This window comes from Mycolicibacterium sarraceniae (assembly GCF_010731875.1).
Taxonomy (GTDB): domain Bacteria; phylum Actinomycetota; class Actinomycetes; order Mycobacteriales; family Mycobacteriaceae; genus Mycobacterium; species Mycobacterium sarraceniae.
In genome coordinates this window covers 4295199-4315282 of record NZ_AP022595.1, presented here as the reverse complement: position 1 = coordinate 4315282, position 20084 = coordinate 4295199, and the positions used below count along the sequence as shown (strand labels likewise).

At 66.7% G+C, this 20084-nt stretch carries 18 protein-coding genes; 16 read left to right on the top strand and 2 right to left on the bottom strand.

Going from position 1 to position 20084, the window contains the following annotated elements; genetic code table 11:
• Nucleotides 1-4: 4 nt before the first annotated feature.
• The 9 genes from G6N13_RS21555 (at nt 5) to G6N13_RS21515 (ending at nt 8811) form a co-directional block, all read left to right on the top strand.
• Nucleotides 5-568 carry an Rv1476 family membrane protein gene (locus tag G6N13_RS21555; protein WP_163700295.1) on the top strand — a complete coding sequence of 188 codons (564 nt, stop codon included), beginning with the start codon at nt 5-7 and terminating at the stop codon, nt 566-568.
• Nucleotides 569-758: 190 nt separating this feature from the next.
• Nucleotides 759-2216, top strand: a complete 1458-nt coding sequence (gene ripA, locus G6N13_RS21550) for an NlpC/P60 family peptidoglycan endopeptidase RipA (RefSeq protein WP_163700292.1) — start codon at nt 759-761, stop codon at nt 2214-2216.
• A gap of 26 nt (nt 2217-2242) precedes the next feature.
• The gene (ripB, locus tag G6N13_RS21545; RefSeq protein WP_163700289.1) at nt 2243-2932 is read left to right on the top strand and encodes an NlpC/P60 family peptidoglycan endopeptidase RipB; all 690 of its coding nucleotides are present in this window, start codon (nt 2243-2245) and stop codon (nt 2930-2932) included.
• A gap of 107 nt (nt 2933-3039) precedes the next feature.
• Nucleotides 3040-4158, top strand: a complete 1119-nt coding sequence (gene moxR1 / locus G6N13_RS21540; RefSeq protein ID WP_163700287.1) for a chaperone MoxR1 — start codon at nt 3040-3042, stop codon at nt 4156-4158.
• Nucleotides 4155-5099 (top strand): DUF58 domain-containing protein, encoded by a 945-nt coding sequence (locus tag G6N13_RS21535; RefSeq protein WP_163700284.1) that lies wholly within the window; start codon nt 4155-4157, stop codon nt 5097-5099. The genes moxR1 and G6N13_RS21535 overlap by 4 nt, the downstream gene beginning before the upstream one ends.
• Nucleotides 5096-6103, top strand: coding sequence for a VWA domain-containing protein (locus tag G6N13_RS21530; RefSeq protein WP_163700281.1), 1008 nt, complete (start codon nt 5096-5098; stop codon nt 6101-6103). Before G6N13_RS21535 ends, G6N13_RS21530 begins: the two co-directional genes overlap by 4 nt.
• A 73-nt stretch (nt 6104-6176) precedes the next feature.
• Nucleotides 6177-6926, top strand: a complete 750-nt coding sequence (gene fabG1, locus G6N13_RS21525) for a 3-oxoacyl-ACP reductase FabG1 (RefSeq protein WP_163700279.1) — start codon at nt 6177-6179, stop codon at nt 6924-6926.
• 13 nt (nt 6927-6939) lie between these two features.
• Complete coding sequence (gene inhA, locus G6N13_RS21520; RefSeq protein WP_163700275.1) at nt 6940-7749, top strand: NADH-dependent enoyl-ACP reductase InhA; 810 nt, start codon at nt 6940-6942, stop codon at nt 7747-7749.
• A 3-nt stretch (nt 7750-7752) separates the two neighbouring features.
• Nucleotides 7753-8811: a ferrochelatase gene (locus G6N13_RS21515; protein WP_163700272.1), complete on the top strand. Its 1059-nt coding sequence runs from the start codon at nt 7753-7755 to the stop codon at nt 8809-8811.
• On the opposite strand, the gene G6N13_RS21510 is transcribed toward G6N13_RS21515, so the two are convergent.
• On the bottom strand, nt 8780-9640 hold the full coding sequence (locus G6N13_RS21510; RefSeq protein WP_163700269.1) for an Rv1486c family protein: 861 nt from the start codon (nt 9638-9640) through the stop codon (nt 8780-8782). The genes G6N13_RS21515 and G6N13_RS21510 overlap by 32 nt on opposite strands.
• A gap of 78 nt (nt 9641-9718) precedes the next feature.
• Between G6N13_RS21510 and G6N13_RS21505 the strand changes: the two genes are divergently transcribed.
• The 3 genes from G6N13_RS21505 (at nt 9719) to G6N13_RS21495 (ending at nt 12021) form a co-directional block, all read left to right on the top strand.
• Nucleotides 9719-10153, top strand: a complete 435-nt coding sequence (locus G6N13_RS21505; RefSeq protein ID WP_163700266.1) for an NfeD family protein — start codon at nt 9719-9721, stop codon at nt 10151-10153.
• A gap of 12 nt (nt 10154-10165) precedes the next feature.
• Nucleotides 10166-11401, top strand: a complete 1236-nt coding sequence (locus tag G6N13_RS21500; RefSeq protein WP_163700262.1) for an SPFH domain-containing protein — start codon at nt 10166-10168, stop codon at nt 11399-11401.
• 299 nt (nt 11402-11700) lie between these two features.
• Nucleotides 11701-12021 (top strand): hypothetical protein, encoded by a 321-nt coding sequence (locus G6N13_RS21495; protein WP_163700259.1) that lies wholly within the window; start codon nt 11701-11703, stop codon nt 12019-12021.
• Here G6N13_RS21495 and G6N13_RS21490 read toward each other — a convergent pair.
• Nucleotides 11997-12701, bottom strand: a complete 705-nt coding sequence (locus tag G6N13_RS21490) for a TVP38/TMEM64 family protein (protein ID WP_235677856.1) — start codon at nt 12699-12701, stop codon at nt 11997-11999. The two genes, G6N13_RS21495 and G6N13_RS21490, sit on opposite strands and share 25 nt — an antisense overlap.
• 120 nt (nt 12702-12821) lie before the next feature.
• Here G6N13_RS21490 and mutA point away from each other — a divergent pair, with 120 nt between their 5' ends.
• The 4 genes from mutA to lipL all read left to right on the top strand — a co-directional run bounded on the left by mutA (nt 12822) and on the right by lipL (nt 19230).
• Nucleotides 12822-14648 (top strand): methylmalonyl-CoA mutase small subunit, encoded by a 1827-nt coding sequence (mutA, locus tag G6N13_RS21485; protein ID WP_163702404.1) that lies wholly within the window; start codon nt 12822-12824, stop codon nt 14646-14648.
• A gap of 1 nt (nt 14649) precedes the next feature.
• The gene (gene scpA / locus G6N13_RS21480) at nt 14650-16905 is read left to right on the top strand and encodes a methylmalonyl-CoA mutase (protein WP_163700254.1); all 2256 of its coding nucleotides are present in this window, start codon (nt 14650-14652) and stop codon (nt 16903-16905) included.
• A complete protein-coding gene (meaB, locus tag G6N13_RS21475; protein WP_163700252.1) occupies nt 16905-17888 on the top strand; it encodes a methylmalonyl Co-A mutase-associated GTPase MeaB in 984 nt (327 codons plus the stop codon). The genes scpA and meaB overlap by 1 nt, the downstream gene beginning before the upstream one ends.
• An 85-nt stretch (nt 17889-17973) precedes the next feature.
• Entirely contained in the window at nt 17974-19230 is a 1257-nt protein-coding gene (gene lipL, locus G6N13_RS21470) for an esterase/beta-lactamase LipL (protein ID WP_163702401.1), read from the top strand.
• The last annotated feature ends 854 nt before the right edge of the window (nt 19231-20084 follow it).

Below are 20084 nucleotides of genomic sequence, written 5' to 3'. Positions count from 1 at the left end.
GATCGTGACGATTCTGCCCGCGCCGACCTTCATTCCGGTGGAGGTGTGTAGCAGTGTGGGCCTGGCGCCGTCGACGCCGGTCGAGCAGTGCCTGGCGGCGGTCAAGGCCGATGTGGCCTCCGATGGTGTCGCCGCGCCGGCCGCCGATGCGGCCGGTCTGCAGAAGGTGGTGGCCGCGGCTGCAGCCCGTGGCGTCGACCTCAAGGTCGTCGTCATGCAGAGCAGTCCGCCGATCGACACCCCCCTTCGCGATATCGCCACCGAGATCGGTAGCGCCAACCCCGGTTCGACGGTGTTGGTGCTCAGCCCAGGTTGGGCCGGCACCTACAGCACCACCTATGACCGCGTCACCCTCGAGGCGGGCCAGGACGTGGCCAAGACGGCGCCGAATCCGGTGGTCGGCACACAGGCTTTTGTCGACCAGTTGGAAACGCCGGACTTTCCCTGGGTTGGATTAACGTTCGCACTCCTGATCGGGGTGGCTGCGGCGGCTGTTTTGACCCGAGTTCTGCAGCTTCGGGCTCGCCGCTCGCAAAATACCGAAATGCCGTCTGAACAGCCAAAATAGCCTTATCTGGCAAATCAATAAGATTACTTTTCGGCAACATCCCGTAAATGACAAAGATGTAATTCTTGCCGGAAGTTTCCTCTGCGACAAATGTGACGTACGGTGCAGTTGTCGCCATTGTTATTGATGTGACTGATGTGACATCTGTTACTGGCGTGACTGCACGTGGAGCAGAGGAGATCAGGGTCGAATGAGGCGTTCACATCGCGGCTCTTTTGTCCGGCCGGCCATCCGCATCGCCAGGCCGATGGGACCGCTGGCGCTCAGTGTTGCCATGACACTGACGATGCCGGGAGTGGCGCACGCTGAGCCGGGCGCCGGCCCCAACACGATCGCCGGCCTGATCGCCGACGTCGCCGACGCCAACCAGCGGCTACAGGACATCGGGGCCAAGGTGCAGGCCGAGCAGGAAAGCGTCAACAAGGCGATCGTCGACGTCCAGACCGCCCGGGATGCCGCGGCAGAAGCCCAGCAACAGGTCGATATCAGCGCGGCGGCGGTCAAAGACGCCAACGGCGCCATTGCCGCCGCCCAGAAGCGATTCGACGAGTTCGCAGTGGCGGCCTATATGAACGGACCGTCCGCATCCCTGTTGATGGCGTCGACTCCCGAGGACATCATCTCCACCGCATCGGCCAACCAAGCGGTGGCGCTGAGCTCCGAACAGGTGATGACCGATCTGCAGCGTGCTCGCACCGAACAGCTCAACAAGGAGTCCGCGGCCCGGCTGGCCAAGCAGAGGGCCGACCAGGCCGTCGCCGACGCCGAAGCCAGTCAGCAGACTGCGGTCTCGGCATTGACCCAGGCGCAGAAGACGTTCGGTGATCAGCAGGCGCAGATCAACCAGCTGGCCGCCGAACGTAAGGCGGCCCAGGACAAGCTCGAGGCTGCCCGTCAGTGGTCGGCGCCGGCGAATTCGCCTGCCGCCGTGCCGCAGTCGGTCGCGACCGGCCCGGCGACCCCGGGGGATCGCTGGGATCCGGCCGCGCCGGGTTCGGCCAAGGCGCCCGACGCGGGCAAGGTTCCGCCGTTCGGCAGTGCGTCGGAGTGGGATACGACGCTGCCGATGGTGCCCAGCGCCTTCGTCTCCGGTGACCCGATCCAGATCATCAACGCGGTGCTGCAGATCTCGGGCTCGTCGCTGAACGCGACCAAGCAGATGGGCAAGAGCTTCCTGCAGAAGCTGGGCATCCTGAAGCCCGACGACACCGGAATCACCAACGGCGCGATTCCCTACGTGTACGGCGCGCAGGCCTCCGAGTACGTCATCAAACGTGCCAGCTCACAGATGGGCGTGCCGTACTCCTGGGGTGGCGGGACCGCCACCGGTCCCAGCAACGGTATCGACAGCGGCGCCGGCACAGTCGGGTTCGACTGCTCGGGGCTCATCCTCTACGCGTTCGCCGGCGTCGGCATCAGGCTGCCGCACTACTCGGGTTCGCAGTACAACATGGGCCGCAAGATCCCGTCGTCCCAGATGCGCCGTGGCGACGTGATCTTCTACGGCCCCGGTGGCAGCCAGCACGTGACCCTCTACCTGGGCCAGGGCCAGATGCTCGAGGCTCCCTACACCGGCTCCAACGTCAAGATCTCGCCGGTGCGTACCAGCGGCATGACACCGTTCGTCATCCGCTACATCGAATACTGACGCGGAGTTGTACAGGAGCTTTTTCTATGTTTCGCACTAGTTCTCGACGGGTCTTCGTGGGAACGGTCCTGACGGCGCTCACCCTGGCATTCGGTCTTGCCGGTCCGGCGAACGCCGATCCGGGCGAGTGGGATCCGACGCTGCCCAAGCTGCTGAGCGCGGGCGCCCCCGGTGACCCGCTTGCGGTGGCCAACGCCTCACTGCAGGTTGCCCAGCAGTCCGCGCAGGCGACGATGGACCTGGGCCGCAAGTTCCTGGCCGGCCTCGGCATCGGCGGCTCTCCGTCGGCGCTGCCCGGCAGCCGGGTCAGGGGACCGCAGGCCATCGAATACGTGATCGCCCGTGGTGCCTCGCAGCAGGGCGTGCCCTACTCGTGGGGCGGCGGCGCGATCAACGGACCCAGTGCCGGCGTGGAAGAGGACGCGGGCAAGGTCGGCTACGACTGCTCGGGATTTGTCCGCTATGCCTTCGCAGGCGTTGGCGTGCAGCTACCCAAGTACTCCGGCGACCAGTACAACGCCGGCCGTCACATCCCGCCGTCGCAGGCCAAACGCGGCGATCTCATCTTCTACGGGCCGAACGGCACCCAGCACGTCACCATCTATCTGGGCAACGGGCAGATGCTCGAGGCGTCGTCGGCGGCCGGTCACGTGACCGTCAGCCCAGTCCGCACCGCGGGTATGACGCCCTACCTGACGCGCATCATCGAGACCTAACCAGACGCGCCAGCGAACGGGGTACGTCGACGGATCCCAGAACGCCTGGAATAGTTGTGAGCGGGTACCGAGGTGCCCGACAAAACCAACAGCTGTGGAGGAAGTCGATGACGTCACCAGGTGGGTCGCCCGCAGGCCCCGGAGCGTTTGCCGGACCGGCCGGAGCTCCGGCCGCCCCGCCGTCCGGCGGTAACGGTCTGGCCGGCGAGGTGAACACCCTGGAGCGGGCGATCTTCGAGGTCAAGCGGATCATCGTCGGCCAGGACCAGCTCGTCGAGCGCATCCTGGTCGGGCTGCTGGCCAAGGGACACGTCCTGCTTGAGGGTGTCCCCGGCGTCGCCAAGACGCTGGCGGTCGAGACCTTCGCCAAGGTGGTCGGCGGCACCTTCGCCCGCATCCAGTTCACCCCCGACCTGGTGCCCACCGACATCATCGGTACCCGTATCTACCGGCAGGGCCGCGAAGAGTTCGACATCGAACTCGGCCCGGTGGTGGTGAACTTCCTGCTGGCCGACGAGATCAACCGCGCCCCGGCAAAGGTGCAATCGGCACTGCTGGAGGTCATGGCCGAGCGCAAGATCTCCATCGGCGGCAAGACCTACGAGCTGCCCAAGCCGTTCCTGGTGATGGCGACCCAGAACCCGATCGAGAACGAGGGTGTCTACCCGCTGCCGGAAGCCCAGCGCGACCGCTTCCTGTTCAAGATCAACGTCGACTACCCGTCGCCTGAAGAAGAGCGCGAGATCATTTACCGGATGGGTGTGACCCCGCCGGAGCCCAAGCAGATCCTCGAGACGGGCGACCTGCTGAGGCTGCAGAATGTCGCCGCCAACAACTTCGTCCACCACGCATTGGTGGATTACGTGGTCCGGGTAGTCACCGCGACGCGCCGGCCCGAACAGTTCGGCCTCAATGACGTCAAGGCCTGGATCGCCTTCGGCGCCTCGCCGCGTGCGTCGCTCGGCATCATCGCCGCCGCCCGTGCCCTGGCGCTGGTGCGCGGCCGCGACTACGTCATCCCGCAGGATGTCATCGATGTGATCCCGGATGTGCTGCGCCACCGGCTGGTGCTGACCTACGACGCGCTCGCCGATGACATCAAGGCCGAAACCGTCATCAACCGGATCCTGCAGACCGTCGCTCTGCCGCAGGTGAATGCCGTTCCGCAGCAAGGACATTCGGTGCCGCCGGTGGTTCCCGCCGGCGCGGGTGCCAACGGTCGGTGAGCGACTCGCAAACCTTGCACCCGCCGTCGTTTCAGCGCGGTGAGATCAGTGACGCCAAGCTCTCTGCGGCACTGCGCACACTCGAGCTGACGATCACCCGCAAGCTCGACGGGGTACTGCACGGTGACCACCTGGGCCTGATTCCGGGGCCGGGTTCTGAGCCCGGGGATTCGCGGATCTATCAACCCGGCGACGATGTCCGCCGGATGGACTGGTCGGTCACCGCGCGCACGCAGGTTCCGCACGTCCGGCAGATGATCGCCGACCGCGAGCTGGAAACGTGGCTGGTGGTCGACATGTCGGCCAGCCTCGACTTCGGCACCACCGGCTGCGAGAAACGGGATCTGGCGGTGGCTGCCGCGGCGGCGATCACCTACCTCAACAGCGGCGGCGGTAACCGCCTCGGCGCGATCATCGCCAACGGCGACACCATCACCCGCGTCCCTGCGCTGTCCGGTCGCATGCACGAGCAGACCATGTTGCGGACCATCGCCACCATGCCCAAGGCGCCACCGGGAGTGCGCGGTGATCTGGCCGCCGCCATCGACGCCCTGCGCCGGCCCGAGCGCCGCCGCGGGATGGCGGTGGTGATCAGTGACTTCCTTGGCCCGATCACCTGGATGCGCCCGCTACGCGCGATCGCCGCCCGCCACGAAGTTCTGGGCATCGAGGTGCTCGACCCGCGCGATGTCGAACTGCCACCGGTCGGCGATGTGATCCTGCAGGACGCCGAATCCGGCGCCACCCGCGAGTTCACTATCGACGAGCAGCTGCGTGACGATTTCGCCCGTGCCGCCACGGCGCACCGTGAGGAAGTGGCGCGCACCCTGCGCCGCTGCGGTGCGCCGCTGATGACGCTGCGGACCGACCGCGACTGGATAGCCGATATCGTGCGATTCGTCGCGTCGCGACGCCGCGGCGCCATGGCGGGCCGTCAATGACACTGCCGTTGCTCGGGCCGATGACGCTCTCGGGCTTCGAGCACCCGGGGTTCTTCCTGTTCCTGCTCGTCATCGCCGGGTTGGTCGGGCTCTACGTCGTCGTGCAGTACGCCCGGCAGAAGCGGGTTCTGCGATTCGCCAACATGGAATTGCTGGAAACCGTTGCGCCCAAACGGCCTAACAAGTGGCGGCACCTGTCGGCCATCCTGCTGATCGCGTCCCTGGTGCTGCTGACCATCGCGATGGCCGGGCCGACTCACGATGTGCGGATCCCCCGTAATCGCGCCGTGGTGATGCTGACCATCGACGTCTCGCAGTCGATGCGCGCCACCGATGTCGAACCCAGCCGGCTGGTCGCCGCGCAGGAAGCCGCCAAACAGTTCGCCGACCAGCTGACCCCGGGTATCAACCTGGGTCTGATCGCCTATGCCGGCACAGCCACCGTGCTGGTGTCGCCGACCACCAACCGAGAGGCCACCAAGAACGCGATCGCCAAGCTGCAACTGGCCGACCGCACGGCCACTGGCGAGGCGATCTTCACCTCGCTGCAGGCCATCGCGACCGTCGGTGCCGTCATCGGCGGGGGCGACACCCCGCCGCCGGCCCGCATCGTGCTGATGTCCGACGGTAAGGAGACCGTGCCGTCGAACCCGGACAACCCGAAGGGCGCGTTCACCGCCGCCCGCACGGCCAAGGATCAGGGCGTGCCGATCTCCACGGTGTCGTTCGGCACCCCGTACGGCTTTGTGGAGATCAACGACCAGCGTCAGCCGGTCCCGGTCGACGACGAGATGCTCAAGAAGATCGCCGATCTCTCCGGCGGCAATGCCTACACCGCATCGAGCCTGCAGCAGCTCAAGGAAGTCTTTACCTCGCTGCAGGACCAGATCGGCTACGAGACCACCAAGGGAGAGGCCAGCACCGGCTGGTTGCGGCTGGGCGCACTCGTGCTGGCCCTTGCCGCGCTCACCGCGCTCCTGATCAACCGGCGCCTGCCGGGCTGATGCCGCTCGGTTCGATTTCACCGGTGCGGTGTCGATTTCGGCGCGAGGAACCGCAGGCACTAAGTTGTCTCCAATGAGCGAATCTCCTACCGAGCATCCCGTGGGTAAGCCGCCGTTCGTTTCTCGTTCTGTGCTGGTCACCGGTGGAAACCGGGGGATCGGTCTGGCGATCGCACAACGATTGGCCGCCGACGGCCACAAGGTCGCCGTCACCCACCGTGGCTCGGGTGCGCCCGAAGGATTGTTCGGCGTCGTGTGTGACGTCACCGACACCGAGGCCGTCGACCGCGCCTTCAAGGAGGTCGAGGAGCATCAGGGCCCCGTCGAGGTGCTGGTGTCCAACGCCGGTATCTCCCAGGACGCGTTCCTCATCCGGATGACCGAAGAGCGCTTCGAAAGCGTCATCAACGCCAACCTGACCGGGGCGTTCCGAGTGGCCCAGCGCGCGTCGCGCAGCATGCAGCGCAACCGGTTCGGCCGGATCATCTTCATCGGATCGGTCTCGGGCATGTGGGGGATCGGCAACCAGTCCAACTACGCGGCGGCCAAGGCCGGCCTGATCGGGATGGCCCGGTCGATCTCGCGGGAGCTGTCCAAGGCCGGCGTCACCGCCAACGTCGTTGCCCCCGGCTACATCGACACCGAGATGACTCGCGCGCTCGACGAGCGGATCCAGGAGGGTGCGCTGGACTTCATCCCGGCCAAACGGGTCGGGACGGCCGCGGAGGTCGCCGGGGCGGTCAGCTTCCTCGCATCCGAGGATGCCAGTTATATCGCTGGCGCGGTCATCCCCGTCGACGGCGGCATGGGCATGGGGCACTAGGTAAAGGACTGATATGACAGGGCTTCTTGAAGGCAAGCGCATCCTCGTCACGGGGATCATCACCGACTCGTCGATCGCGTTCCACATCGCCAAGGTTGCCCAGGAGGCCGGCGCTAAACTGGTGCTCACCGGGTTCGACCGAATGAAGCTGATCCAGCGGATCGCCGACCGGCTGCCCCATCCGGCGCCGTTGCTCGAACTCGACGTGCAGAACGAGGAGCACCTCTCGACGCTGGCTGACCGGATCACCGCCGAGATCGGAGAGGGCAACGGGATCGACGGGGTGGTGCACTCCATCGGTTTCATGCCGCAGACCGGCATGGGCATCAACCCGTTCTTCGACGCGCCCTACGAGGATGTCGCCAAGGGCATTCACATCTCGGCGTACTCCTACGCCTCGCTGGCCAAGGCCATGCTGCCGGTGATGAACCCCGGTGGCGGCATCGTCGGCATGGATTTCGACCCGACCCGGGCGATGCCGGCCTACAACTGGATGACGGTCGCCAAGAGCGCACTGGAATCGGTCAACCGGTTCGTTGCTCGTGAAGCCGGCAAGGTCGGGGTTCGCTCGAATCTGGTTGCCGCAGGCCCGATCCGGACCCTGGCAATGAGTGCCATCGTCGGTGGCGCGCTCGGTGACGAAGCCGGCGCCCAGATGAAGCTGCTCGAAGAGGGCTGGGATCAGCGTGCCCCGCTGGGCTGGAACATGAAGGACCCGACACCGGTCGCCAAGACGGTGTGCGCGCTACTGTCGGACTGGCTGCCGGCCACCACCGGCACGATTATCTTCGCCGACGGCGGCGCCAGCACCCAGCTGCTCTAACCGATGTCCGTTCCGGCGTTTGACGCACTCCTGGTCCTGTCGTTCGGCGGACCGGAGGGGCCTGAGCAGGTGATGCCGTTCCTGGAGAACGTCACTCGAGGTCGGGGGATCCCGCCGGAGCGCCTGGCTTCGGTCGCCGAGCACTATCTGCATTTCGGCGGGGTATCGCCGATCAACGGCATCAACCGCGCCGTGATCGACGAGATCCGCGCCGAACTCGCCGAGCGCGGTGAGCAGCTGCCGGTGTACTTCGGCAACCGTAACTGGCGGCCGCTCATCGAAGACACCGTTGCCGCAATGGCTTCCGACGGTGTGCGCCGCGCCGCGGTGTTCGCCACCTCGGCCTGGGGCGGCTATTCCGGTTGCGCGCAGTACCAGGAGGACATCGCCCGCGCCCTTGCCGCCGTCGGCGACGGCGCCCCGGAATTGGTGAAGCTGCGCCAATACTTCGACCATCCGCTGCTGGTGGCGATGTTCGCCGACGCGATCGCCGACGCCGCCGCGACGCTGCCGGATTCGCTGCGCGCCGATGCGCGGCTGGTGTTCACCGCACACTCGATACCGCTGCGCGCCGCCGACCGGTGCGGGCCGGATCTGTATGCCCGCCAGGTCCGGTACGCCGCGGCGCTGGTGGCCGCGGCCGCCGGCTACCCGGACTACGACGTGGTCTGGCAATCCCGTTCGGGGCCGCCGCAGGTGCCGTGGCTGGAACCCGATGTCGGCGAACATCTCTCGGCGCTGGCCGGATCGGGCACCAAGGCTGTGCTGGTCTGCCCGGTGGGGTTCGTCTCCGACCACATCGAGGTGGTGTGGGACCTGGACAGCGAATTGCGCCAGCAGGCAGATGATCTCGGCGTCGCGTTGGCGCGGGCGTCGACACCCAACGCGCAGCGCCGCTTCGCGCGGCTGATCCTTGACCTCGTCGACGAAGTACGTGACGGCCGCGAACCGGTGCGAGTGATGGGCGCCGAGCCGGTTGCGGGGTACGGGGCCAGCGTCGACGGGCGGTTGTGCACACCCGCGTGCGCGGCTAGTGCCAGGCCGAGTGCAGGATCGCAGTGACCGCGGCGATCCGCGCCGAGCGCACGATCGAGGCCAGGGGCCGCAGTGCGGCGTTGGCGATCTGAGCCTCCGATGCGCTTTGGGTGCCGATCGGCATCAATCCCGAGCTGACCGTGATGATCGCGTCGACGTGCGCGGCGTTCTCCAACACCCGCAGCGCCCGCGTCGGAGCGTGTTCGGGGGCGCGGTGGTGCCTGCCGGTTTCGAGCACCTGCTCGACGAGCCCGCGCGGGTCGTCGATGCCGCCGGCAGCGCCGAGCTGCAGGGCGCCGAGCGTGTCGGCGGCTGACCGCACCGCTGAACGCAGCTCGTACTCGGCCTCGCCGAGATCGCGGTAGTCGACCAACGGAGCCGCAGGCAGCGAGTACACGGTCCACGACAGCGCGCACAGTTCGGGCACCCGGTCGCAGTCGGGCAGCTCGTCGTCGACGTCGTCGTACTCGAACTCGGGGACCACACCGATCGTGTCGCCGGCCGGGCTGGTGACGATGATCGCCTCCCCGGAGGCCAGTGCGTCCCGCTGGAATTGGGTGCCGGGTGCCAGGCCGCGGACGTCGCCGGGAACCGGCAGCGCGACGCTGATCGCCGGCGGCTGGGCATCGATTGAGCGACCGGCGACGGTCCGCAGCGTCTGCAGCAGCGACACCGCACCGGCGTCGTCGACATCCGGCCACGGCAGGCCGGTGTGACCGGCTGCGACCGAGTCGTAGGCGGTCACCGAATGTGTTGGCGCCCAAGCCGATAACGCGTCAAGAACATCGTCGGGCGCGGCTTGGCCGGCCAGCCAGGCGTTGGCCCACAGGGACAGCGAAACACTCGGGCACCACATGATGCTCGCAGTGTAGTGGTTCCACGTTGAAGCGGCCTTCTTCAACCGCTGCACGGTTTACCGGGATATCCTGGCGTCATGCCCGCGGCGCTGATCTGGCTCGTGTTCGCCCTGGGTCTTGCCGGTGCCGAGGCGCTCACGGGCGATATGTTCCTGCTAATGCTGTCCGGCGGCGCACTCGCCGCGGCCGGGTCGAACTGGCTGCTGAACCTGCCCATCTGGGCAGACGGCGCGGTGTTCTTGGTGGTTTCGGTGCTGCTCCTGCTGACCGTGCGCCCCGCGCTGCGGCGCAGATTCACCAAGGGCGAGGGGATGCTGGAACCCGTCAAGGCGCTGGAGGGCAAGAGCGCACTCGTGCTGGATCGGGTGGCGCAGCATGAAGGCCAGGTGAAGCTCGACGGCGAGGTGTGGACGGCACGCCCCTTCGACGACAACGATGTCTACGAGCCGGGCGACCACGTCACCGTCATGCACATCGACGGTGCCACGGCGGTCGTCTGGAAGAACGGGTGAGGAGAACCCTTCATGGACGGTGGCATAGCGGCTTTGGTCCTGCTTGCGGTGTTGGTGATCTTCGCGATCATCGTGGTCGCCAAGTCCATCGCCCTGATCCCGCAGGCCGAGGCGGCCGTCATCGAACGGCTCGGGCGCTACAGCAAGACGGTGTCGGGGCAGCTCACTTTGCTGATTCCGTTCGTGGACAAGGTCCGGGCCCGGGTCGACCTGCGGGAGCGGGTGGTGTCGTTCCCGCCACAACCGGTCATCACCGAGGACAACCTGACCGTCAACATCGACACCGTGGTGTATTTCCAGGTCACCAACCCGCAGGCGGCGGTCTACCAGATCAGCAACTACATCGTCGGTGTGGAACAGCTGACCACCACGACGCTGCGCAATGTCGTCGGCGGTATGACCCTCGAGCAGACGTTGACTAGCCGCGATCAGATCAACGGCCAACTCCGCGGCGTGCTGGACGAGGCCACCGGCCGCTGGGGCCTGCGGGTGGCCCGCGTCGAGTTACGCAGTATCGACCCGCCGCCGTCCATCCAGGACTCGATGGAAAAGCAGATGCGCGCCGACCGAGAGAAGCGCGCGATGATCCTCACCGCCGAAGGCAGCCGAGAGGCGTCGATCAAACAGGCCGAGGGCCAGAAGCAGGCACAGATCCTGGCCGCCGAGGGCGCCAAGCAGGCCGCGATCCTGGCCGCCGAGGCCGACCGGCAGTCCCGGATCCTGCGGGCCCAAGGTGAGCGGGCCGCGTCCTACCTGCAGGCACAGGGCCAGGCCAAGGCCATCGAGAAGACGTTCGCTGCGATCAAAGCGGGCCGGCCCACCCCGGAGATGCTGGCTTACCAGTACCTGCAGACGCTGCCGCAGATGGCCAAGGGTGAAGCCAACAAGGTGTGGCTGGTGCCCAGTGACTTCGGTTCGGCGCTGCAGGGATTCACCAAGATGCTGGGCGCGCCCGGTGAGGACGGCGTCTTCCGGTACACGCCGTCACCGGTGGAGGAGAACGTCCCCAAGGCCGACGACGACGCCGATGAGGTCGCCGACTGGTTCGACACCAAGACCGACCCCGCGATCGCGCAGGCGGTGGCCAAAGCCGAGGCCGAGGCCCGCACCTCGGTGCCCGCGGTCGGTGCGGCTCCGGTACCACCGCCCCCGCCGATCGCCCCGCCGGTGTCCTACCCGCCGCTGTCCGAGCAGCAGGCCCCACCGGCTGACCCGCAGTACGCCCCGCGGCACGGCAACGAGCAGTAGTCCGGTGCAGGCGTCACCGCGGATCTACACCCTGATGGCCGCGGGACAGGCCGCCGACGCCGCACTGTGCGCGATCCCGGCGCTGGCCCGATTCACCGCCGTCACGCTGCGATCTACTTCGCCCTGGCCGTTGGCTCGCATGTCCGGGTGCGCGACTTCGGCCGAGCCACCTGAAGGTGAGTGGTCCCTTGGCCTCGTTTGCTGGTATGCGGAGGTGCGTCGCGTCCGGCGGATATCAGTGCTGGTGCGGCCACGGCTGCCTGGCGGGCGAGTTGCCAGTGGCGTTGACGCCGTCGACCTTGACCATCCGGGTCGCCGATCCCCGAATCCGGCCCGGCGAGCTTCCCAGGGAACGCATCGAGGCGATCACCCCCAAATGGGTGGCGAACTCAGTCAGTGGAGCAAAGGCTCTGCAGATTGAGATTGCTTACCGCCCTGCGGAATCTACGGACGACGCGCCCCAGACCGTGATGCTCGGCCTGCAACTGACGGTCGAGCCGATCAACCTGTATCGCGCTCTCGTGACGTGGAATAAGGGCGCCGAGTCTGACCCGAATCAATTGTTGGATCGGATCGAACAACTACTGCGCGGCAGCTATTCGACGTCAGCCCTGCGGTGACGCCGAACCTCGTAAGCCAACCCACCGACGCCGACGGCCGCGGTGCACACCGACACCAGCACCAGTAGCGGGCTGATATTGCCCGTGAGTGCGTCGCCGAGGAACACCACCGCGGCGGTACCGGGAATCAGCCCGGCCAGCGTGGCCCAGAAGTAGGGGAGCACCCGCACCGCCGACGCGCCGACGGCGTAGTTGAGCACCGAGAACGGGACCGCCGGGATCATCCGCAGCGAGAAGACCGCTGGCCAGCCGCGAGCATTCAGGCGGGCGTCCACCGACGCAAGAGCAGGATGGCTGATCAGCTTGCTCAGCTGCCAACCCAACGCGCGCACCAGCAGCAGCGCGATGAGAGCGCTGACCGTGCTGGCGGCGACGGCGATCCCCACACCGAGAGCCGGGCCGAACAACAGGCCGGCCGCCAGCGTGAACGCGGTGCGGGGGAACGGGAACACGGTGACGACGATGTGCGCGGCCAGGAAGGCCAGCGGGAACCACGTCCCGAGTGAGGTCGCCCAATCCCGCAACTGCAACGCCGTGGGCAGCGGTATCAGCAGCGCGACTGCGACGAGAATCACAGCGGCGATCGCGGTGACGACAATCCGTCTCCGGGACACCTGGCGCGCCGTGGCGACCACTGCTGCACTCACGCTGCGCAGCGTGCTGCGGGTGTTCGACGTCACGTTTACCAAGATTACGGGCCGCCTAGTCGGCGACGTGACTCCTGAGGCCATCATTTAGCCTGATGGTCTGATGGCGTTCCCGGCAGGGACGCCCACTTGCTGCGACAACAGGAGTTGCCGGTGTCGGTAGAGGTGGATGAGGGGCGCGCCCGCTGGCGCACCGCAGTGGCAGGCGTGCTAGCCAAGAGTAGCCGCAAGGATCCGGCGGATCTGCCCGCTGAACCCGAGACGCTGCTGGATTCGCCCACCTACGAGGGCTTTTCGATCCGCCCGTTATACACCACGCTCGACGCGCTGCCCGAGCCGCCACTGCCCGGTGCCTGGCCATTTGTCCGCGGTGGCGACGCCCATCGCGACGTTATCGCCGGCTGGAAGGTCGCCGAGGTGTTCGGGGCGTCCGGTGCGCTCGCCGACGGGAACTCCGCCGTGCTAAGCGCGCTCGGAGACGGGGTCAGCGCACTGGTACTGCAGGTCGGCCAGGACGGGGTGGCCCCCGCCGACCTGGACCGGCTGCTGGAAGGTGTCTACCTCGAACTCGCGCCGGTGATCTTGGACGCCGGGGCACACTTCGGCGACGCCGCCGAGGCGGTGTTGGCGTTGGTTGCCGGCGCCGACGACGCCCAGCGCGCCGCCATGTCGATCGACCTGGGCGCGGACCCGCTCACCGCGCCGCTGAGCGGATTGCCCGCGCCGAGCATCGAGGACGTCGCCGGAGTGGCCAGGAATCTGGCCGGCAGCGCCGGGGTGCGCGCCATCACCGTCGACGGCCCGGCATTCCACAACCGCGGCGCCAACGCCGCCTGGGAGCTCGCCGGCGCACTGGCGGCCGCCGTCGACTATGTGCGGGCTCTTGTCGATGCTGGGATCGGCGTCGCCGACGCGCTGCGCCAGATCAGCTTCCGGCTGGTGGCCGACGACGACCAGTTCGTGACGATCGCCAAATTCCGGGTCGCCCGCCAACTCTGGGCCCGAGTCGCCGATGTGCTCGGCGAGCCCGAGAGCGGCGCGGCGACGCTGCACGCCGTCACCTCGCTGCCGATGATGACCCAGCGCGATCCCTGGGTGAACATGCTGCGCACCACGCTGGCCGCATTCGGCGCCGGCGTCGGGGGAGCCGATACCGTCGCGGTGCTGCCGTTCGACGTGGCGATCCCGAGCGGGTTCCCGGGGATGAGCGCGGGCTTCGCCCGCCGTATCGCGCGCAACACGCAGTTGCTGTTGCTCGAGGAGTCGCATATCGGGCGGGTGCTCGACCCGGCCGGCGGCTCCTGGTACGTGGAGGACCTCACCAAGAGCCTTGCGGCGCAAGCATGGTCGCACTTTCAGGATGTCGAGTCCCGGGGCGGGTTCGTCGCCGCGGGTGATCATATCGCCGAGCGGATCGAGGAAATCCGGGCGCGCCGGGCCGACGATATCGCCCATCGGCGGACACCGGTGACGGGGATCAATGAATTCCCGAATCTGTCCGAAGCGCCGCTGCCGCATTACAGTTCGTCGGAGACCGTGCGGCGCTACGCGGCCGGTTTCGAGGCGCTGCGTGACCGCTCCGACGCATTCCTGGAGCGCACCGGTGCGCGCCCGCTCGTCCTGCTGCTGCCGGTTGGGCCGCTGGCAGAGAACAACATCCGTGCGACGTTCGCGGCCAACCTGCTGGCCTCCGGCGGAATCGAAGCGGTCAACCCGGGCACTGTCGACGCGGCCTCCACGGCTGCGGCGATCGCTGATGCCGGCACGACGGTCGCGGTGCTCTGCGGCACCGACGCCCGCTACGGCACCGATGCCTCCGACGTGGTGGCCGCTGCGCGGGCCGCGGGCGCAACCCAGATCTACCTGGCCGGCCCGGAGAAGGCGGTCGCGGATTCCGCGGATAAACCAGACCACTATCTGACCGCGAAAATCGATGCAGTCGAAGTGCTTTCGTCCCTGCTCACCCGATTGGGGGCCTGATATGACTGCCTCGACAACCGGCATGGTACCGAGCTTCGCCGAGGTCCCGCTGCACAGCGAGCGGCCGGCGGAGGTGCCCACCGAGGCTGCCGTCACCGACCACGTCGCGGCCGCCGCGGCCGCGCACGGCTACACCGCCGAGCAGCTGGAGTGGCAGACCCCCGAGGGCATTGCCGTCAAACCGGTCTATGTCAGCGCCGACCGCGATGCCATCGCCGCGGCCGGATACCCGGTCGACAGCTTCCCCGGTGAGCCGCCGTTCATCCGCGGACCCTACCCGACGATGTACGTCAACCAGCCGTGGACCATCCGGCAGTACGCCGGGTTCTCCACCGCCGCCGAATCCAACGCCTTCTACCGGCGCAACCTGGCGGCCGGGCAGAAGGGTCTGTCGGTGGCCTTTGACCTGGCCACCCACCGCGGCTACGACTCCGATCACCCCCGGGTGGCCGGTGATGTCGGAATGGCCGGGGTGGCAATCGATTCCATCCTGGATATGCGTCAGCTGTTCGACGGTATCGACCTGGGCGCCGTCAGTGTGTCGATGACGATGAACGGTGCGGTGCTGCCGATCTTGGCGCTGTACGTGGTGGCCGCCGAGGAGCAGGGGGTGCCGCCGGAGAAGCTGGCCGGCACCATCCAGAACGACATCCTCAAAGAGTTCATGGTCCGCAACACCTATATCTATCCCCCGAAGCCGTCGATGCGGATCATCTCGGACATCTTCGGCTACACCAGCGTCAAGATGCCGAAGTTCAACTCGATCTCGATCTCCGGTTACCATATCCAAGAAGCCGGTGCGACAGCCGATCTCGAGTTGGCCTACACGCTGGCCGACGGTGTGGAGTACCTCAAGGCGGGCCGGGATGCCGGCCTCGACGTCGACACGTTCGCGCCCCGGCTGTCGTTCTTCTGGGGCATCGGCATGAACTTCTTCATGGAAGTCGCCAAGCTGCGCGCCGGTCGGTTGTTGTGGAGCGAACTGGTGGCCGAGTTCGGTGCCAAGAACCCGAAATCGCTTTCCCTGCGGACACATTCGCAGACATCGGGCTGGTCGTTGACCGCTCAAGATGTGTTCAACAACGTCCCGCGCACCTGTGTCGAGGCCATGGCCGCCACTCAGGGCCACACTCAGTCGCTGCACACCAATGCCCTCGACGAGGCGCTGGCATTGCCTACCGACTTCTCCGCACGCATCGCGCGCAACACCCAACTGCTGCTGCAGCAGGAGTCGGGCACCACCCGGCCGATCGACCCCTGGGGCGGCTCGTACTACGTGGAGTGGCTGACTCATCAGCTGGCCGAGAAGGCGCGGGCGCACATCGCCGAGGTTGCCGAGCACGGCGGAATGGCCCAGGCCATCGGCGAGGGCATTCCCAAGCTGCGCATCGAGGAAGCTGCCGCGCGGACGCAGGCGCGGATCGACTCTGGTGCCCAGCCGCTGATCGGCGTGAACAAGTACCAGGTCACCGAGGATCAGGAGATCGAGGTCCTCAAGGTCGAGAACAGCCGGGTGCGTGCCGAGCAGCTGGCCAAGCTGGAGCAGCTGCGCGCCGAGCGCGACGAGGTGGCCTGTCAGGCCGCGCTAGATGACTTGACCCGGGCGGCAGGGGAGTCCGGGGTCGCCGGCGAGGGCGACTTGGGCAACAACCTGCTGGCACTGGCGATCAACGCCGCGCGCGCCAAGGCCACCCTCGGGGAGATCTCCGACGCGTTGGAAAAGGTGTACGGGCGGCATCAGGCCGAGATCCGGACCATCGCGGGTGTCTATCGGGATGAGGTCGGAAAGGCCCAGAATGTGAGTGCCGCAATCGAATTGGTGGAGAAATTCGCCGAGTCCGATGGCCGCCGGCCGCGCATCCTGGTGGCCAAGATGGGTCAGGACGGGCATGACCGCGGACAGAAGGTCATCGCCACCGCCTTCGCCGATATCGGCTTCGATGTGGACGTGGGCTCTCTTTTTTCCACCCCGGAGGAGGTCGCGCGCCAAGCAGCCGATAACGACGTCCACGTGGTGGGGGTGTCCTCGCTGGCTGCTGGCCACCTGACGTTGGTACCGGCCCTGCGTGACGCGCTCGCCGAGGTGGGCCGTCCCGACATCATGGTGGTCGTCGGCGGTGTCATCCCGCCCGGTGATTTCGACGAGCTTTATGCCGCCGGGGCCACCGCGATCTTCCCGCCGGGCACGGTGATCGCTGATGCCGCGGTGGACCTGCTGCACAAGCTCGCCGAGCGGCTCGGCTACGACCTCACCTGATGTCCGCCGACGTCGACGTCTTCGCGGAGGCAATCCGCAGCGGTGATCGTGCAGCCTTGTCGCGAGCCATCACCCTGGTCGAGTCGACCCGGGCCGATCACCGTGATCAGGCGCAGCGATTACTGCTGGAGTTGATGCCGGATGCCGGCAAGGCCGTCCACATTGGTATCACCGGGGTGCCCGGGGTGGGGAAGTCGACCACGATCGAGGCGCTGGGCATGTACCTCATCGCGCGGGGCCATCGGGTCGCGGTCCTTGCCGTGGACCCGTCTTCGACTCGCACCGGCGGTTCGATTCTGGGTGACAAAACCCGGATGGCGAAGCTTGCCGTACACCCGGACGCCTACATCCGTCCGTCGCCCACGTCGGGAACCCTTGGCGGCGTGGCAAAGGCGACCCGGGAGACGATTGTGCTCGTGGAAGCCGCCGGATTCGACGTGATCCTGGTGGAAACGGTCGGCGTCGGTCAGTCCGAAGTAACCGTGTCGAACATGGTGGACACCTTCGTTTTCCTCACCCTGGCCCGCACCGGCGACCAGCTGCAGGGCATCAAAAAAGGGGTCCTCGAGCTCGCCGACATCGTGGTGGTCAACAAGGCCGACGGTGCGCACGCCATCGAGGCAAAGGCATGCGCACGCGAGCTATCGGCAGCAATCAGGCTGATCTATCCGCGCGAAACACACTGGCGCCCACCAGTATTGACGATGAGTGCGCTGGAGGGCCACGGTTTACAGGAGCTGTGGGACACAGTCCTTGCCCACCGTGACGCGCTGACAGGGGCCGGGGAGTTCGATGCCCGCCGTCGTGCGCAACAGGTCGACTGGACCTGGTCGATGGTGCGTGACGCCGTGCTCGACCGGGTGCTCAGCCACCCGGCGGTACGCGCCGAGCGAGCCGAGATCGAGCGCCAGGTTCGTGAGGGCGAGCTGACGCCCGCGCTGGCGGCCCAGCGAATCCTTGCTGCTGCCGAACAGTCAACCTGACGGCCCGCGTGTCAAGTTAACGGTTTGGCAACAATGAGCTGCAGATGTGCCCAGGCCGGTTAAATTCCCATCTGTGACTCAGGCGATGCACGGACGCGACACCCTGCCCCATGGGCTGCAGGGAGCCGCCGACCCGAACTTCGCTTCTGCGCTGCGCAGTTTCGCGGCGATGTTCCCGCATCCGCGCTTCGGCGGCGGTGCGCTGGCCGTCTATCTCGATGGCCGGCCCGTGGTCGATGTGTGGACCGGCTGGGCGGATCGACGCGGACGGCAGCGCTGGACCGCTGACACCGGGGCCATGGTGTTCTCGGCGACCAAGGGTGTGGCCTCGACGGTCATCCACCGGCTCGCCGACCGCGGCCTGATCGACTACGACGCGCCGATGGCCGAATACTGGCCTGAGTTCGGTGCCAACGGTAAGGCGGACATCACTGTCCGCGACGTGATGCAGCACCGCGCGGGTCTGGCGCATCTGCGTGGCGTGCGCAGGCGCGACCTGCTCAACCACGTCGTTATGGAGGAACGCATCGCGGCGGCGCCAGTGGGCCGATACTTCGGCAAGCCCGCGTATCACGCGCTGACCTACGGCTGGCTGCTGTCCGGGCTGACCCGCGCGGTCACCGGGATGGGCATGCGTGAGCTGATTCGCATCGAGGTGGCCGACCCGCTCAACACCGACGGGATTCACTTGGGCCGGCCGCCCGCCGGTGCGCCGACGCGGGCCGCCAGCATTATCGGACCCCAGCTGAACATTCCGAACCCGATCTTCAACACCGTCGCCCCGCGGATCGCGGCCTGGGAAGTGTCGGCGATCTTCGGGTCCCTGTATTTCCCCGGTATGCGTTCGACAGTCCAGGGGGCCATGCCCCTGCTGGACAGCGAGCTTCCGGCGGCCAACGGTGTGGCCACCGCGCGCAGCCTGGCCCGAATGTACGGCGCAATCGCCAACGGTGGCGAGATCGACGGTCAGCGCTACCTGTCGTCCGAGCTGGTCGCAGGTCTTACCGGCCGGCGAGATCTGACCCCGGACCGCAACCTGATCATGCCGCTCGGCTTCCACCTCGGATACCACTCGCTGCCGATGCCGGGTCTATTGCCCGGCTTCGGTCATGTGGGTCTGGGTGGTTCGCTGGGCTGGGCGATCCCGGAATCGGGATTGTCGTTCAGCTTTGTTCATAACCGCTTGCTCACCCCGTTTGTCGTCGCCGATCAGGCCGGTTTCGTCGCCACTGCGGCATTAATCCGGCGGGGTGCCGCCGCTGCTCGCAAGCACGGGTTCGCGCCCGTCACCGAATCTGGTGCCCCGTTCGGGCCGCTTTCGGCCGGGGTCGTTGCAGGGTAATTCGGCCCTTGACCGCCGCGTGCCGGCTCCTTGCTGGCCGCATCCCACCTTCGGCGTGTTGGCTGGTCATGCGGTCGGTCGTTGCTGTCGGTGACCTCGCCACATGGCCCCGCTGTGACCTCTAGCAAATTTTCACAGCGAGTTCACAAGGCACCGTTAAAGGGGTGATAACTGCCGTCGGCCGTCGGTCGAACCGTCCTGATGTTCATCTCCGACGGAAAGTGCGCCGATTATCTACGAATAGCCGGTCGATTATCCTGTCGCGTTTGCTGACTCAAGGTGAGAAATATCGGGAGACTGGTAACAGAGGTCTCCGCCCCGGTGGGAATGTGGCCGGGATCGCGTTTAACAGAACACCAATATTGAAATCTCAGCCTACTCTCAGGTCGATAGCCATCTCCTGTGTGTCGCGACGATAACTACAGGCTGGTGGGTTGCGGACACCTGAAGCGGGATTGCGGAAACTCTCAGGATGGCAGCGCGATCCGGACCCTTGGATGCGCCCGGGAGGACAGTACTGGCCACTATTCAATGGCCGAGTCGGGGTAATTTGGGTTGTCGGGTTCGAGTGCCTAGACGGGATCATTACCTTAATTTGCTAAATCCGGATCGATACCAATGTGTGGCAGAAATGCGATAGTAATCACCCTGCAACTTCTTCCTCCCCATCGGGGGTGGGCCAGCGGAGGCGATCCGGGTGGCCGACGGGGGTGCTGAGTCACAATAAAAATCCAGCTAGAGCCGATTTTGATCGAACATCTCAGGAACGTGACGGCGATCACGTTGGTCGGTGTGGCTGGAACCACAGCTATCGGATACGCGCCCGACCGGGCGCGGCGTTAGGGTCAAAGGTC

Excerpts from the sequence above, each read along its gene's own strand:
- ripA (WP_163700292.1), top strand. The coding sequence starts at position 759 with ATGAGGCGTTCACATCGCGGCTCTTTTGTCCGGCCGGCCATCCGCATC.
- ripB (WP_163700289.1), top strand. The coding sequence starts at position 2,243 with ATGTTTCGCACTAGTTCTCGACGGGTCTTCGTGGGAACGGTCCTGACG.
- moxR1 (WP_163700287.1), top strand. The coding sequence starts at position 3,040 with ATGACGTCACCAGGTGGGTCGCCCGCAGGCCCCGGAGCGTTTGCCGGA.
- G6N13_RS21530 (WP_163700281.1), top strand. The coding sequence starts at position 5,096 with ATGACACTGCCGTTGCTCGGGCCGATGACGCTCTCGGGCTTCGAGCAC.
- fabG1 (WP_163700279.1), top strand. The coding sequence starts at position 6,177 with ATGAGCGAATCTCCTACCGAGCATCCCGTGGGTAAGCCGCCGTTCGTT.
- inhA (WP_163700275.1), top strand. The coding sequence starts at position 6,940 with ATGACAGGGCTTCTTGAAGGCAAGCGCATCCTCGTCACGGGGATCATC.
- G6N13_RS21515 (WP_163700272.1), top strand. The coding sequence starts at position 7,753 with ATGTCCGTTCCGGCGTTTGACGCACTCCTGGTCCTGTCGTTCGGCGGA.
- G6N13_RS21510 (WP_163700269.1), bottom strand. The coding sequence starts at position 9,640 with ATGTGGTGCCCGAGTGTTTCGCTGTCCCTGTGGGCCAACGCCTGGCTG.
- G6N13_RS21505 (WP_163700266.1), top strand. The coding sequence starts at position 9,719 with ATGCCCGCGGCGCTGATCTGGCTCGTGTTCGCCCTGGGTCTTGCCGGT.
- G6N13_RS21500 (WP_163700262.1), top strand. The coding sequence starts at position 10,166 with ATGGACGGTGGCATAGCGGCTTTGGTCCTGCTTGCGGTGTTGGTGATC.
- scpA (WP_163700254.1), top strand. The coding sequence starts at position 14,650 with ATGACTGCCTCGACAACCGGCATGGTACCGAGCTTCGCCGAGGTCCCG.
- meaB (WP_163700252.1), top strand. The coding sequence starts at position 16,905 with ATGTCCGCCGACGTCGACGTCTTCGCGGAGGCAATCCGCAGCGGTGAT.
- lipL (WP_163702401.1), top strand. The coding sequence starts at position 17,974 with ATGCACGGACGCGACACCCTGCCCCATGGGCTGCAGGGAGCCGCCGAC.